At 70.5% G+C, this 13,741-nt stretch carries 13 protein-coding genes and 1 pseudogene; 10 read left to right on the forward strand and 4 right to left on the reverse strand.

Features of this window, described 5'->3' with window-relative positions:
- Positions 1 to 215 precede the first annotated feature (215 nt).
- Together ACP4J3_RS24175 and ACP4J3_RS24180 are read left to right on the forward strand one after the other, a co-directional pair.
- Positions 216 to 1,472, forward strand: a complete 1,257-nt coding sequence (locus tag ACP4J3_RS24175) for a helix-turn-helix transcriptional regulator (protein ID WP_426537771.1) — start codon at positions 216 to 218, stop codon at positions 1,470 to 1,472.
- 14 nt (positions 1,473 to 1,486) lie between these two features.
- The gene (locus tag ACP4J3_RS24180; protein WP_426537773.1) at positions 1,487 to 1,852 is read left to right on the forward strand and encodes a hypothetical protein; all 366 of its coding nucleotides are present in this window, start codon (positions 1,487 to 1,489) and stop codon (positions 1,850 to 1,852) included.
- Between the two features lie 268 nt (positions 1,853 to 2,120).
- On the opposite strand, the gene ACP4J3_RS24185 is transcribed toward ACP4J3_RS24180, so the two are convergent.
- Entirely contained in the window at positions 2,121 to 2,414 is a 294-nt protein-coding gene (locus tag ACP4J3_RS24185; protein WP_426537775.1) for a hypothetical protein, read from the reverse strand.
- Between the two features lie 290 nt (positions 2,415 to 2,704).
- Here ACP4J3_RS24185 and ACP4J3_RS24190 point away from each other — a divergent pair, with 290 nt between their 5' ends.
- The 7 genes and pseudogenes from ACP4J3_RS24190 (at position 2,705) to ACP4J3_RS24220 (ending at position 8,154) form a co-directional block, all read left to right on the forward strand.
- Positions 2,705 to 3,097, forward strand: a complete 393-nt coding sequence (locus tag ACP4J3_RS24190) for a hypothetical protein (RefSeq protein ID WP_426537777.1) — start codon at positions 2,705 to 2,707, stop codon at positions 3,095 to 3,097.
- A gap of 142 nt (positions 3,098 to 3,239) precedes the next feature.
- Positions 3,240 to 3,545, forward strand: coding sequence for a DUF6247 family protein (locus ACP4J3_RS24195; protein WP_426537779.1), 306 nt, complete (start codon positions 3,240 to 3,242; stop codon positions 3,543 to 3,545).
- Positions 3,546 to 3,862: 317 nt separating this feature from the next.
- Positions 3,863 to 4,978 (forward strand): ADP-ribosylglycohydrolase family protein, encoded by a 1,116-nt coding sequence (locus tag ACP4J3_RS24200; RefSeq protein ID WP_426537781.1) that lies wholly within the window; start codon positions 3,863 to 3,865, stop codon positions 4,976 to 4,978.
- A gap of 61 nt (positions 4,979 to 5,039) precedes the next feature.
- Positions 5,040 to 5,714: an RNA polymerase sigma factor gene (locus ACP4J3_RS24205; RefSeq protein ID WP_426537783.1), complete on the forward strand. Its 675-nt coding sequence runs from the start codon at positions 5,040 to 5,042 to the stop codon at positions 5,712 to 5,714.
- Positions 5,695 to 6,615, forward strand: a complete 921-nt coding sequence (locus ACP4J3_RS24210; RefSeq protein WP_426537785.1) for a CU044_5270 family protein — start codon at positions 5,695 to 5,697, stop codon at positions 6,613 to 6,615. Before ACP4J3_RS24205 ends, ACP4J3_RS24210 begins: the two co-directional genes overlap by 20 nt.
- Before the next feature lie 216 nt (positions 6,616 to 6,831).
- A pseudogene (locus ACP4J3_RS24215) lies at positions 6,832 to 7,239 on the forward strand (FAD-dependent oxidoreductase); the annotation flags it as partial.
- Between the two features lie 126 nt (positions 7,240 to 7,365).
- Complete coding sequence (locus ACP4J3_RS24220; protein WP_426537787.1) at positions 7,366 to 8,154, forward strand: hypothetical protein; 789 nt, start codon at positions 7,366 to 7,368, stop codon at positions 8,152 to 8,154.
- A 64-nt stretch (positions 8,155 to 8,218) separates the two neighbouring features.
- Here the strand turns inward: ACP4J3_RS24220 and ACP4J3_RS24225 are convergent, their stop codons facing one another.
- Positions 8,219 to 9,826, reverse strand: coding sequence for a sodium:solute symporter family protein (locus ACP4J3_RS24225; protein ID WP_426537789.1), 1,608 nt, complete (start codon positions 9,824 to 9,826; stop codon positions 8,219 to 8,221).
- Positions 9,827 to 9,967: 141 nt separating this feature from the next.
- A complete protein-coding gene (locus ACP4J3_RS24230; RefSeq protein WP_426537791.1) occupies positions 9,968 to 10,753 on the reverse strand; it encodes an SDR family oxidoreductase in 786 nt (261 codons plus the stop codon).
- Positions 10,754 to 10,954: 201 nt separating this feature from the next.
- Between ACP4J3_RS24230 and ACP4J3_RS24235 the strand changes: the two genes are divergently transcribed.
- Positions 10,955 to 12,406 (forward strand): peptidase S8, encoded by a 1,452-nt coding sequence (locus ACP4J3_RS24235; RefSeq protein WP_426537793.1) that lies wholly within the window; start codon positions 10,955 to 10,957, stop codon positions 12,404 to 12,406.
- On the opposite strand, the gene ACP4J3_RS24240 is transcribed toward ACP4J3_RS24235, so the two are convergent.
- Entirely contained in the window at positions 12,407 to 13,723 is a 1,317-nt protein-coding gene (locus tag ACP4J3_RS24240; RefSeq protein ID WP_426537795.1) for a hypothetical protein, read from the reverse strand.
- Between the last annotated feature and the right edge of the window lie 18 nt (positions 13,724 to 13,741).

A 13,741-nucleotide genomic window follows, 5' to 3' on the forward strand; every position in this document is an offset into this window, starting at 1 on the left:
CGGCGTAGACGCTCGGCCCTGACGGGGGGCAGCAGGGCCGAGCTCTCTTCCATGCCGCCGGACCGGCTCCGAAGAAGAGGGGCCGACGGGCACTGTCCAGCCAACCGCTGGAGATCGCTGCGAGCCACGGCACCTGTGCGGCACTCTTGATGCACATCCGATGCACGGGCCGCGCCGCCTGGGTAAGACCACGCTCAAGTGGGGGGGGAGACGAAATGGGCCTGGCCAAGCGGCGGAAAGCCATGGGTTACAGTCAGGAGAAATTCGCCCACGCGCTCAGCGTCGACCGCACAACGGTCGGCCGTTGGGAGCGCGGCGAGACGACGCCCGACGCTGTTCAGCGGCCGAGGATGGCCGAACTACTGCAACTGGATCTCGCCGAACTCGACGTACTGCTGACTCCGCCACAAGCCGACTTCCAAGCGTCGTCAGCGTCGCTGTCTGGCGACCGTCACGGCTCAGGGGAGATCGACGACATGATTCGACGCGAGTTCTTGCGCCTCTTAGCGGTGACAGGAGCCTTGACCGCACTGTCGCCGGACGAGGCCGAGGCCATGGCGGAGGCGGCCGAGGGCGGTTCGATCGACGACTTCCATCGCATGAACGGGCATCTTTGGCAGGTCTATCAGCTTGCTCGCTCGAAGCGCTCCGTCACCGCAGTCGTTCAAGATCAGCTCAGTGCGCTCAGCGATGCCTTGAAGGCCGGCTCGTCTCGCCAAGCCGGTGCTCTGTGCGAGGCCGCAGGAGATCTCTTCCAACTCGCCGGAGAGCTGGCGTTCGACGGCAACCGGTACACGGATGCGGCAGCCGCCTACACGCTGGCCGCCTCAGCCGGCAGCGAGGCGCGAGCCTTCGACCTATGGGCCTGCGCACTGGTACGGCACGCGTACGTGGGCCTGTACGCGAAGCGGTTCGCGGAGGCCGCAGAGATCCTGGACGTCGCGCGGAGAGTCGCGGCACGCGGTGACAGCTCTCTGTCCACGCGGTACTGGGTCGCCTCGGTGCAGGCCGAGGCGTACGCCGGCCTGCCGGACCTGACCGCCTGCGAGCGAGCTCTTGACGAGGCCGAGGGGGTCGCCGACCTGCCGGGGCTTATCCACAACGGCGGATGGCTCCGCTTCGACGGCTCACGTCTCGCAGAGGAGCGCGGTGCCCGATACGTCCAACTCGGACGACTCGATCTCGCAGAAGCGACGCTCTCAAGCGTGCTCGAATCCGGAGCTCTGGCCAAGGGACTGTCCTTCCGACGACGCGGAGCCGTTTTGACTGACCTCGCGGCGATTGGGGCGAAGCGCCGGGATGTCGAGCAGGTCGTGGCCTACGGAGGCGAGGCTCTCCGCCTGGCTCAGCAATCCGGCTCTGGATACGTCGCCCATAGACTCCAAGCGCTACAGGTGGAGCTCGGTTCCCTTGGCCAGGATCGCCGCGTGGCCGAACTGAACGCCGAGATCGGCGTCTTGTGTATGACGTGACGAAAGGGGATGGCATGTCGCAGACCGAGGGCGCTCGACTGTTCCGGGAGACGTGGATCGCGGGAGTGCACAAGCACTTCCCCGGAGAACCGAAGTCGAGCTACGTCACTCCCTGGAAGGACACGCCCGAGTGGGAGCGCGCGGCTGCGGGTGCCGTGTATGAGCAGGTGCGCCAGTTCCTCGATCTGAGCAGCGGCCACGCCGCACGGCTCACGCGCGAGCAGAAGGGCCGCTTCGTGGCGACGTGCTGGACGGCCCAGATGTACAAGCATTTCAAGGACCCGAAGCCGGGCTACGTCGCTGACTGGCGGGAGCTTCCGGACTGGCAGAAGGAGACGGACTCGGACATCTTCGAGGCGATCGAGGACTCCTTGAAGTGACCGGTGCTCGCGGCGTTGCCTGCGCGCCAGTGCTGTAGGGCGCCCGGATTCCGCGCACTCAGACCCGGGTCCTGAGTGCGCGGAATCCGGTGGGGCTGAGGCCTTTTCCGATGCCGGATCGCGTGCACCAGTGACCCGGCCACGCCCGACGCCAAAGACAAAGAACCGGGGAGAACCAACCCCACCCCACCCAGCCCGTCGACCACCGCACCCCTGGTCACTCGGTCGAGTGATCGCGTTCAATTCCGCTGGCGTGTCGGCGAATTGGTCAGGCAGCGTCGATCTTGGCAAGCAGCCGCACACCAACTCGACGAACAACCGCACACAACAAACGGCCCCCGTCGGGACTGCCATCCCGAACGAGGGCCTGATCACCCAGGAAGAAGAGACCTTCCCGATGACTGAGCAGCACCTTAGCGCGCACGCACGCCTCCGCCCCTGCCGTTCCTCCCTCGGAGTTGCCCACGTGGACGAAAGCCATGACCAAGAGTTCACCGTCGTCGGAAATCATCTGGCCCAGCACTCCGAGCTGTCTCTGACGGCCATCGGACTCGCCGTCCATATCCAGTCGCTCCCCACCGGAAGCCTCGTCGGCATCAAGGCCCTCGCGGCGAAGTTCCCCGAGGGCGAGACGCGCATCGCCTCGGCCCTGCGGGAACTGGAGGCGTACGGGTACCTGTCCCGCACGAAGGAGCGCCTGCCGTCGGGTCGGATCGTGACGCGTACGACCTCGTACAACAAGCCCAGGGGCGTACGACGGCCCGTACGACCCCCGCGCCTCGCCGCGAACCGGCTCCCGATCTCAAGGAGTCGGAACAGCCCGGCGGCCCAGCCCGGACCGCACCGCCGGCCGTGCCGGACACATCCGACCTGCCCGCCCACCGCACCGCGCGCAATGTCCTCGCGGGCCTCCGCATCCGTGATCCCCGCCTCCATCTCGCCGAGCCCGACGTACGCCGCCTTGCTCCCGCCGTCGTCGCCTGGCTGGACCGAGGCGTTGCCCCCGACGACGTACAGCGAACACTTTCGGCGGGGCTGCCCCCGGAAGGCGTACGTCATCCGGCGCGCTTCCTGGCCCACCGCCTCACCGCCCTCCTGCCTCTGCCGTTCGAGCCCGTGCCGGGACTGGGGCCGGAGGCCGCCCGCCCTGCCCCCCTCCAGAACTGCGACGGCTGCGACCGGGCCTTCCGGGCGTCGCAGCCAGGCCAGTGCCGGGACTGTCGTACGTCCCTCACGGCGGCGTAGAGACCGGAAGTGAGCCCAGTGACAAGCGCTGCGCAGGGCATCGCGCCACCGACTCCGCCGGTACCGTACGAGTACCGAGCCACCTGCCCCGGAGGTCACCGCGAGCGCCCAGACCGACGGCCCGTACGGACCGCTGATCCCCATGCCCGAGCTGACCCCCGACGCGCTGAGGGCGGCAGTCGCGCGCATCGCGCCGAGCCGGATCCCCGCCCTCACACAACACCTCTTCGAGGCCACGACGAACGCTCAGCAGACTCAGAGCCTCGCCCCGCTGCGATCCTTCGTGCACTCCTGGGCCGTGTTCGTGGCGATTGAACGACACCCTGAACGCGCCGCCCGGCTGCGTGAGCTGGAGCGGATCGTGGATGCGGGAGAGCAGGACCCGACGGAGGCCATCACCGAGATCCGCGTGATCAGGGAGGCCGCCGAGGCGGAGGCCGGGTTGTGACGGACTGGGCATGGGACTACAACCCGAGTGCCGAGTACGTGACGGACGGGCTGCCGCCCGGTGTAGTAGACCGCTCGACCGCGAGGGCGGGCTGCGGGAATTCGACATTTTTGGCGGGCGGGGCTTCATCAGCTTTCTTCCCGTGCCGCGTCACGAATGCGTCTACGTCTGCAATGTCACCTGGTATGGGTGATGACTGACCACTCCCGCTCACTTCGGTCACACCTCGCATACCGAATCGCCCCCTGAACAGCCCGTCCCCGTTCGATTACAGTGCTGAACTGTCGTACGGGTAAGTAACGCGCGGGGAGGTCTCGATGGGTGCGACAGCCGGCGCCGTCTGGGGCCGTACCGAGCAGCAGGACTTTCGTAGCCGGGTGCGTGGGACGCTGCTCGGTGTGGCGGTCGGGGACGCTCTCGGGGCGCCTGTCGACGGGCTCGGGCTGGAGGAGATCCAGGAGCAGTACGGTGCCGAGGGCGTCGTCGATCTGGGGTTCGGGTACGGGCGGCGCGGTGCCGTGAGTCATCTGACGCAGCTCACTCTGTTCTCCGTCGACGGGTTGATAAGGGCCCAGGTCAGGAGGGACACCGGAGCCTGGCATCCGCCCACCGACCTGCATCGTGCCTATCTGCGGTGGGCCGCCACGCAGCGGGACTGGGGGCCCGACGAGCGCCGCAAGGACGACGGGTGGCTGGCGCGGGAGGAGTGGCTGTACGCCCGGCGGGATCCGACCCGCGCGCTTCTCCTCGGCCTCGGTGACGACACCATGGGCACGCTGGAGTCGCCCAAGAACAGCGCCGAGCTCGGGCCGGAGGCCACCGCCCGTTCCGCGCCCTTCGGGTTGCTCGTGGGGTGGGAGCCACAGCTCGTCGTGCAGCTCGCCGTGGAGTGCGCGACGCAGACCCACGGTCATCCCGTCGCCTACCTGTCGGCCGGCGCGTACGCCGTCATCGTGCACGGGCTGGCCTGCGGGGAGACCCTCGACGGCGCCGTGCAGCGGGCGCTCGCGCTGCTCGCCGTACGGCCCGGGCACGAGCCCGTGTCCGACGCGCTGCAGCACGCGCTGGGCGCCGTACGGCAGGGCATGCCCACCCCGGCGCGGGTGGAGGAACTCGCGGCCGACGGCTCCGCGGACGGACTGCTCGCGGCCGCCGTGTACTGCGCCCTGGTGGGGGAGGACGTACGGCACGGGCTCTGCCTCGCCGTGAACCACGACGGCCCCTCCGCCGCCGCGGCCGCCCTCACCGGCGGGCTGCTCGGCGCCCTGCACGGCGAGACGGCCCTCCCCCCGGCCTGGCTCGCCGAACTCGAGGGCCGCCCCACCATCCTCGAACTCGCCGACGACTTCGCCATGGAGATGACCCAGGGGCCGGCCCTGCACAGCCCGGCGGGTGCGTCACCGGCGTGGCTCGCGCGCTATCCGCGGGGATGACCCCTCCCGGCCCGTGATGGACGTCACAGGGACAGGATGAGGCGGGCGGACAGGGCGGAGTGTGGACCTTTCCCTACGCGCCCGGATCCGGGCCGGTGACCCCGAGGCCTTCGCCGAGCTGTTCTCGGCCCACGCGCAGGCCCTCTACGGCCACGCCGCCCGGCTGACCGGCGACCGCGGCGCCGCCGAGGACGCGGTGTCGCTGACGTTCCTGGAGGCCTGGCGGCTGCGCGACCGGCTCAGACCCGAGCCCCCCGACCCCGACGAGGGTGACGGGCTGCGGCCCTGGCTGTACGGCATCGCCACCAACGTGCTGCGCAACTCCCGTCGCGCCGCCCGCCGGCACCGCGCCGCCCTCGCCCGGATCCCGGACCGGCGCACCGACCGCGAGACCGTGCCGGACTTCGCCGACGAGGTCGTCGGCCGCATGGCGGACGCCGAACGGCTCGCGGCCGCCCGCGCGGCGCTGCACCGGCTGCGCAGAGACGAACGCGAGGTGTTCGCGCTGTGCGTCTGGTCGGGCCTGAGCTACGCGGCCGCCGCCGACGCCCTCGGCGTCCCCGCCAGCACCGTGCGCTCCCGCCTCGCCCGCGCCCGGCAGCGGCTGCGGCGGCTGGCCGAGGCGGAGCTGAGAAGAACCACGGGACGCACTCCCGCCGCCGGACAGGAACCGGGTGGCCGCAGCGAGCGGCCCGGTCGAGACAGGAGAAGTGCCGATGAACCCCACCGAGCGTGAAGAACTGGCCCGGCTGCTGCCGAGCCCGGGTGAACCGCTCCTGCCGAGCGACCGCCGGACCGTCCTGAGGGAACACCTGATGCGCGAGCTCACCTCGAGCCCTGGCAACAGCACCAACAACAGCACCAACAACAGCACACGCGGCCGTCGGCGCTTCGCCGCCGTCGCCGTCCCCCTCGTCACCGCCGCCGCCGTCACCGCCACCGTCCTCCTCGGCGGATCCGGCAGCCGCCCCGCCCCCGACCAGGAGGCCGTCGACCTGCTGAACCGCATCGCCGAGGTCGCCGCCGCCCGGCCCACGACCCCCGTCCGCGACGACCAGTACGTCTACGTCGCCACCCAGGGCACCCAGGACATGGAGGAGTACGGCGTCAACACCCTGCGCCGTGAGGACTGGCAGCCCGTCGACGGCAGGCGGTCCGGACTCGCCCGGATCAAGGTCCTCGCCGGCCCGGACCCCTTCCACCAGAGCGGTGACATGAAGCTGGGCCGCGACCCGAACGTCACCTACTACCGCGAGCTGGAGGCCCTGCCGACCGATCCGCGGAAGCTGTACCGGAAGATCTGGGAGGGCACCGAGGGGGAGGGGCCGACGCACGAGGCGGCCGCGCTCGAGGAGATCGGCGCGATGCTGCCCTCGGCGACCCTGCTGCCCGAGCTGAACGCCGCCCTCTATCGTGCCGCCGCGAGGATCCCCGGCGTCTCGGTGGTCCGCGACGCCGAGGACATCGCCGGGCGCAAGGGCGTCGGACTCACCTTCGAGGACCAGGACCCCAAGGACCGCGACGACCAGGCCACATGGGTCTTCGACAAGAAGTCCCTGAAGTTCCTCGGCACCGACGAGGAGGCGCTGCTGGGTGTCGGTATCGCCGACCGGATCGGCGCGGCGCCGAGGAACTGACGGGGGCGGGTGCCGGTTGTCTGTCGGGTGCTGTCGCTGCTGTCGCGTGCTGTCGGTTCGGTGTCGGCGGCTTGCCGGCGGGGCCCGGCACCGTTCCGGGGACGGCCGCCCGGAGCCCGCCGGGAGGCCCCGATCCCCGAGGAGCCACCATGCTCAGCACCCCTGCCACGATCACCGGCGCCGGACTCGGCGGACTCACGCCGGCCCGCGTTCTGTGCCGCGGCGGTGATCGCGCGGATCGCGGCGGAGTTCGAGGGCTGGGCACCCGAACTCACCGCGCTGATCACCGACGGCGGCACCGCGCCGGTCCTGCGCCCCCGCCACGCCCTGCCGGCGGGGCACCGCTGGGACCGGGTGCCGGGGGTGACCCTGCTCGGCGACGCCGCCCACCTCGCGGTCCCGAACGGCGAGGGCGCCAACCCGGCCATGCTCGACGGCGCCGAACTCGGCAGGGCCCTGGCCGCACATGCCGACGACATCGAGGCCGCGCTCACCGAGTACGAGCGGGCCATGTTCCCGCGCAGCGCCGAGGCCGCCGACGAAGGCGCCCACCTCCAGGAGCTCCTGTTCGGCGACAACGCGCCTCGCGGCCTGATCGACGTGGTGGGCGGGGAGGGCCGATGAGGCGGTGGCCGGGGAGGGGCCAATGGTCGGTGGTCGATGAGTCGGTGACCGTCTCCGCCCCGGGACCCCTCCCGGACGCCGGCCTCTACCCTCGCCCTCCACCGACACACGCCCCAGGGGGAGGCCATGGCGAGTCCGGCGAGCAAGGTCAGTCTGCTTCCGCGGGACATCGGCAGCCTCAGCCGCACGGTGCCGCCGGGGCTGCCGGGCACGCTCCATGTCCTCGGCGTGAACGGCGGCATGAGCGTGGCGCCGGACGCGGACTTCACCCTGGTGTTCGGGCGCAACGAGCCCGAGGTCCACGTCTGCGTCGGCGCGGGCGACACGCGCGTCAGCCGGCGACAGGGCCTGATCGTGCGGGAGTCCGCCCGCTGGGTGCTGCACAACACCGGCGGTCTGCCCATCCGTTTCCCCGGGTCGCGGCTGGTGCTCGGTGGCGGCCGGGCGCGTCTGTCGGCCGGCTTCACGCCGCTGTTCGTCGTATCGCCGCGGCAGGAGCACTTGCTGGAGGTCAGGATCACGGCGTCGGCGCCGGCCCGCGCGGGGAGCGGACGCGGGCTGCGCGAGGAGGAGACGCGCCACGAGGCCCGGGTGCTGTCGGCCGAGGAGAAGCTGGTGCTCGTCTGCCTCGCGCAGCGCTATCTGCGGCTCGAACGGTATCCGCAGCCCCTGGCCTGGGCCCAGGTCGCCTTCGAACTGGGCGAGTTGCAGCCGCAGCGGCAGTGGAGCCCCAAGCGCGCCGCGCACATCGTGGCCAAGGTGCGCAAACGCCTCAGCAAGGAGTACGGCGTCCCCGGGCTCCTGGAGGAAGACGTCCCGCAGCCGGTCGGGAACACCCTGAACCACAACCTCATCACCGACCTGCTGATCACCACCACGATCGTCCGGTCGGACCTGCGTCTGCTCGGCGGATGACGCGGCGGATGAGCCGTTCGGGAGGCACTCGCGCCGACAGGGCCGAGAGGGGGGACAGCGGGCCTCAGTCCTTCGCCGCCCGCGTCCCCACCGCGTCCTCCACCGGCTCCCCGGCCACCGGCTCCCCGGCCACCGGCTCCCCGGCCACCGGCACCGCCGCCGCCGCGGCCCCGTCGCCGTCGGTGTTGATGCGCTCGACGATCGCGAGTCGCTCCGGGGTGTCCTCCGGCTTGATGTAGCCGATGAGGATGTACAGGACCAGCGAGACCGCCAGCGGGATGGAGACCTGGTACTGCAGTGGCACCCCGCCCTCGATCTGCCAGCTGATCGGGTAGTTGACCAGCCAGAAGGCGAGCAGGCCCATCGACCAGCTCACGAGGGCGGCGGTCGGGCCGGAGCGGCGGAACGGGCGGAGCATGCCCAGCATCATCGGGATCGCCATCGGGCCCATCAGACCGGCGACCCATTTGATGACGACCGTGATGATGTCCTTGAACGTGGGCGAGTTGACCTGCGTCGCCGCCGCCATGGACAGGCCGAGGAAGACCACGGTGGTGATCCGGGCGACCCGCAGCCCCTGCCCCTCGGTCCAGGTCCGCGCCCGGCGCCAGATCACCGGAGCGCAGTCCCGGGTGAACACGGCCGCGATGGCGTTGGCGTCGGAGGAGCACATGGCCATGGTGTGCGAGAAGAAGCCGACGATGACGAGACCCAACAGGCCGTGCGGGAGGAGCTGTTCGGTCATCAGGCCGTAGGAGTCGGAGCCGTCCGGCTTCTGCGACTCGACCAGCAGCGGCGACATCCACATCGGGAAGAACAGGACCACCGGCCAGACCAGCCACAGCAGCGCCGACAGCCGCGCCGAGCGCTCGGCCTCGTGCGCGGTGGCCGTGGCCATGTAGCGCTGGGCCTGGTTGAGCATGCCGCCGTTGTACTCGAAGAGCTTGATGAAGAGGAAGGCGAGGAGGAAGACCGTGCCGTAGGGGCCGACCAGCGGCTCACCGTGGCCCTGGAGCTCCGGCTCGTCCCAGGCGCCGAAGAAGCCGATGCCCTTGTCGTTCAGCTCCAGGATCACCGCGACGAACATCGCGACGCCGGCCAGCAACTGGATGACGAACTGGCCGAGTTCGGTGAGCGCGTCCGCCCACAGGCCGCCGATGGTGCAGTAGACGGCGGTGATGCTGCCGGTGATCAGGATGCCCTGGTTCAGGCTGACGCCCGTGAAGACCGACAGCAGCGTCGCGATCGCGGCCCACTTCGCGCCCACGTCCACGATCTTCAGCAGCATGCCGGACCAGGCCAGCGCCTGCTGGGTCTTGAGGTCGTAGCGGTTCTTCAGGTACTCCAGCGGGGAGGCCACATGGAGGCGGGAGCGCAGCCGGTTGATGCGCGGCGCGAACAGCTTCGAGCCGATGGCGATGCCGAGCGCGATGGGGAAGGACCAGGTGACGAAGGATGTGACGCCGTAGGTGTAGGCGATGCCCGCGTACCCGGTGAACATCACCGCGCTGTATCCGGACATGTGATGCGAGATCCCGGACAGCCACCACGGCATCTTGCCGCCCGCGGTGAAGAAGTCGCTGACGTTGTCCACCCGTTTGTGCGACCAGACGCCGATCGCCACCATCACGCCGAAGTAGCCGATGAGCACGGCCCAGTCGAGACCGTTCATGTGCGTCCTCCCAGGGTTCGGCCCGGCGCTCATCGTGGGCGCTGTCGCGTGAACACGACAAGTGAGCGTCAGGTCAAGGGGAGGTAAAAGTATTCGCCATGATGGCCTGCGTTCACTTACATGAATCGCTCTCCGTGTCCCTCATCGCATCAGCTCACCGGCGTTGACCAGCAGAGACTGCCCGGTGATGGCCCGGGCCAGGTCCGACGCGAGGAACACGGCCGCGCCCGCCACATCCCCGTCCGTGGCCAGCTCAGGCAGCGCCATCCGCCCCGCCAGCCGCTTCAGTACGTCTGTCTCCGGTACGCCCTCCGTCTGCGCCCTGAGCCGGACGAACGCCTGCACCGGAGGCCCCCACATCCAGCCCGGCAGCACGGTGTTGACCCGGATCCGGTGCGGGCCGAGTTCCCGGGCCAGCGAGTACATGGCGCTGGTGAGGGCGCCCTTGGAGGCGGCGTAGGCGGCCTGCCGCACCTGGGTCGGGGCGGCCACCGCGGACTGCGTCCCGATGAACACCACCGAGCCGCCGCCCTCCTTCAGCGCCGGCAGACAGGCGCGGGTCATCCGCAGCGACCCCAGCAGGTTGACGTCGAGCACCGACTGCCAGGTGGCGAAGTCGGCGTCCTCCAGGCCGCCGAAGCAGGAGTCCAGGGCGGCGACATGTACGACCCCGTCGATCCCGCCGAACCGCTGACGGGCCAGCGCGGCCAGCGCCTCGCACTGCCCCTCGTCCGTGATGTCGGTCGCCCGGTACGCCGTGTGCGCCCCGCCGGGATCGATCTCGGCCGCGCACTTGGCCAGGTTGGCCTCCGTACGCGCCCCCAGTACGGCGTTCCCGCCGCCTCGTACGACCGCCGCCGCGACCTGATGGCCGAGCCCGGCGCCGACTCCCGAGACGACGACGGTCTTGCCGCTGAGCAGTGACATGGGGCCTCCCTGGCTGAAACCTTCGACGCGCACCGTGGCGATTTATCTGACGGGGCGTCAGAGTATGAGTGCGCGAGAGAGGAGGGAAGGGCGTGAAGGGGATGGGCCGCGACGGGCCGGCCGCGTCCGACGGTGTACGTGTTGTCCTCCGACAGCCCAGCCCAGCGGGCGCCGTGCACGGAGCGTGTCCACGATGGGAGCATGGCTGCCCCGCTCACCAAGCGCTGGTGTCTCCTTGCCACGACGTCGGTCGCGACGCTGACCGTGACCGTCTCGGGCTGCGGCGACGTCTCCGGACCGGAGCCGAGGCGGGCCGCCGCAACGGCCGTCTCGGACGCCGTCCGCGCTTCCGCCCCGCCCTCCGCTTCTCCCTCCCCCTCCGCCGCCGCCCCGCGCCCTTTCCGCACGATGCCGACGGCTGCGCAGTGCCGTGCGAGGCTGGGCACCGCCTGCCACAGGCCGGACCTGGTGCGCAGCGCGTACGGCGTCGACAAGCTGAACTCGGCCGGACTGACGGGCAAGGGCCGCACAGTGGTGGTCTACGAGGAGGTCGTGCCCGACACCCTGAGGAAGGATCTGGAGACCTTCAGCAGGGCGATGAAGCTGCCGAAGCCGGACCTGGCCGTCGACCCCTACGACCCGGCCGGGCGCATCGCCCCGTTCGACCCGGGGAACAAGCGGATGGCCGACGCGGCCGTGGAGACCACCTTGGCCGTGCAGACGGTGCACATGGTGGCCCCGGATGCCAAGATCGTCGTCACCGCGATCGGCCTGCCTGAGGCGGCCCGGCGCACCGTCCTCGCCCCCGCCGGCTCACCGCGTCCGCAGTCCGCCCGCGAAGCCGCGGAAGGAGCGGCGGCGGGCGCCGAGCTGATCCTCGACGGCATCGGCGAGTCCGTTCACCGGCACACCCCGGACGCGATCTCCATCGGCTTCGGCATCCCGGAGTACACCGCCGCGGGCAACAGCGGTGAACCCGCCGACGACCTGGAGGAACTCGGCGACCCCCTGGCGGCGGTGGTGGCGGGCGGCACCACCCTGGTGGCCGACGCGGGCGACTCCGGCGCCGCCCCGCCCATCGGACCGGGCGGCGAGCGGGTCAGGTCCGCGTCCTGGCCGGCCTCCGACCCGAGCGTGCTCGCGCTCGGCGCCTCCCGGCTGCACCTGGACGACAAGGGTGAGCGCACGGGCCCGGACACCGTCCGGCGCGACCGGGCCGGTGCCACCGGAGGGGGCCCGTCACAGATTTTCCCGCGGCCCGTCTACCAGGATCGGGTCAGCGATGTGGTCGATGAGTCCCGCGGCACCTGCGACCTCTCCATGGACGCCTCCGCCTCCGGCGGCGCCCTCATCTACCAGGGATTCCTGCCCGGGGGCGCGGGCTGGATGCCGGCCGGCGGCGCCGCCGGGGCCGCACCCGTGTTCGCCGCCCTCGTCGCGCTCGCCAACGAGAAGGCGGGCAGCCGGCTCGGCGGCATCCACGACGCGTTGTACGCGCTGGCCCGGGATCCGAAGGGCGGCGTCGTCGACATCACCGTCGGCGACAACGGCCCCGACGGCTTCGAAGCCACCAGGGGCTACGACCTGGCCTCCGGCCTGGGCACCGTGGACGCCTCGGTCCTCGTGCCGAAGCTGGCCGCCGCCGCGGACTGATCACCAGCCCACCCCGAAGAACACCGCGACGGTGCCGGCCAGCATGACCACGGCCAGCAGCGGCCAGTACAGCGCCTTGGCCGGCAGGCAACTGGTTCTGGTGAGAACCGCGCCGGGCCGGTCCAGGGCGATCAGCACGCCATTGGCGGTGGCCAGGACCAGCAGCAGGTAGAGCCCGAAGTACACGTACTCCCAGTACATCACCGAGCCGTCCGCCGAGATCGTTCTGAGCTGGTTGTGGTCGACGACCACCACCAGCAGCATGGTCACCAGAAATGCCATGACCGCGAACGTGGTGGAGCCGTAGAGCTGGAACTTCTGGTCCCGGCTGGTGACGAACAGCGAGGCGAACACCACCAGGGCGATGAGGCCGACGGGGACGAGATCGCCGATGACCACGCCGGTGAAGTTTCGCTCGAAGACCATGTTGAAGTACAGGTCCGGGTAACTCACGGGCCGGTCGTACGCCTTCAGGCCGTAGCTCGTGGGATAGGAGTAACGGGCGTAGCTGTAGACCGAGTACACCGGCCGCCATTGGCCGGTGACGATCTGGCCGTCGACGCCCAGTATGCGCTTGTCCGTCCAGGGCGGATAGGAGGAGAGGTCCGGGACGAGGACGGCGTCCTTGTCGAAGTCGGGCTGCCACATCCGCAGCCAGACGTTCTGACGGTCGAAAGGGTAGGTGTGGTAGTCGAACCGCTGCCGGAAGGTCGTGGTGAAGTACCAGCCGATGGTCCGTGTTCCGTCTGCCGCCGTCTTGTCGTAGGCGATGTCGCGGTATCTCAGGTAGGCGTTGTCGGCCTCCGGGAAGACGACACCCTTGGTGACGTCCTTGGGGAATCCTTCGGGATACCGCTGCCACACATACCCCGTCACGGCCACGTTGCTGGCGCTGGTGAACTCTATGGACTCCACGTACAGGCCGGTGCGGATCATGACCGGAGACCGTCCTTGCGGTATCGCTTTCTCCAGGTACCGCTGCACGTCCCCCTCGTCGCGCATGGTCTGCCCGGCGGCGAGGCTCCCGCCCTCGTCGCGGAGGATGGCCGCCCAGCAGACCGTCATCCCGGTCACGCAGACCAGGGTGAAGGCCACACTGGTCAACCACACCTTGCGGGCGGTGAACTCCCAGGGGCGGGTGACCAGGAGGGCGGCGCAGAAACCCGCGATCACCCCGCAGATCACCGCGGTCCCGAACAGAGGTGAGCCGACGGCCGCACGGCCGCCCGCACGCCAGGCGAGAAGGGCCGCCACACCCCCTGTCAGGCTCAGCAGGCCGCACATCGCGGCCGCGGCGGTGCAGCGTCCGCGCGGCACTCTCCGTCTCGGCGACGG

Source organism: Streptomyces sp. UG1 (assembly GCF_049974585.1).
In the GTDB taxonomy this organism is placed as follows: domain Bacteria; phylum Actinomycetota; class Actinomycetes; order Streptomycetales; family Streptomycetaceae; genus Streptomyces.

What these genes read in the sequence shown, in the direction of transcription:
- ACP4J3_RS24175 (WP_426537771.1), top strand. Translation starts at nt 216, where the DNA reads ATGGGCCTGGCCAAGCGGCGGAAAGCCATGGGTTACAGTCAGGAGAAA.
- ACP4J3_RS24180 (WP_426537773.1), top strand. Translation starts at nt 1,487, where the DNA reads ATGTCGCAGACCGAGGGCGCTCGACTGTTCCGGGAGACGTGGATCGCG.
- ACP4J3_RS24185 (WP_426537775.1), bottom strand. Translation starts at nt 2,414, where the DNA reads ATGGACGGCGAGTCCGATGGCCGTCAGAGACAGCTCGGAGTGCTGGGC.
- ACP4J3_RS24195 (WP_426537779.1), top strand. Translation starts at nt 3,240, where the DNA reads ATGCCCGAGCTGACCCCCGACGCGCTGAGGGCGGCAGTCGCGCGCATC.
- ACP4J3_RS24200 (WP_426537781.1), top strand. Translation starts at nt 3,863, where the DNA reads ATGGGTGCGACAGCCGGCGCCGTCTGGGGCCGTACCGAGCAGCAGGAC.
- ACP4J3_RS24210 (WP_426537785.1), top strand. Translation starts at nt 5,695, where the DNA reads ATGAACCCCACCGAGCGTGAAGAACTGGCCCGGCTGCTGCCGAGCCCG.
- ACP4J3_RS24220 (WP_426537787.1), top strand. Translation starts at nt 7,366, where the DNA reads ATGGCGAGTCCGGCGAGCAAGGTCAGTCTGCTTCCGCGGGACATCGGC.
- ACP4J3_RS24225 (WP_426537789.1), bottom strand. Translation starts at nt 9,826, where the DNA reads ATGAACGGTCTCGACTGGGCCGTGCTCATCGGCTACTTCGGCGTGATG.
- ACP4J3_RS24230 (WP_426537791.1), bottom strand. Translation starts at nt 10,753, where the DNA reads ATGTCACTGCTCAGCGGCAAGACCGTCGTCGTCTCGGGAGTCGGCGCC.
- ACP4J3_RS24235 (WP_426537793.1), top strand. Translation starts at nt 10,955, where the DNA reads ATGGCTGCCCCGCTCACCAAGCGCTGGTGTCTCCTTGCCACGACGTCG.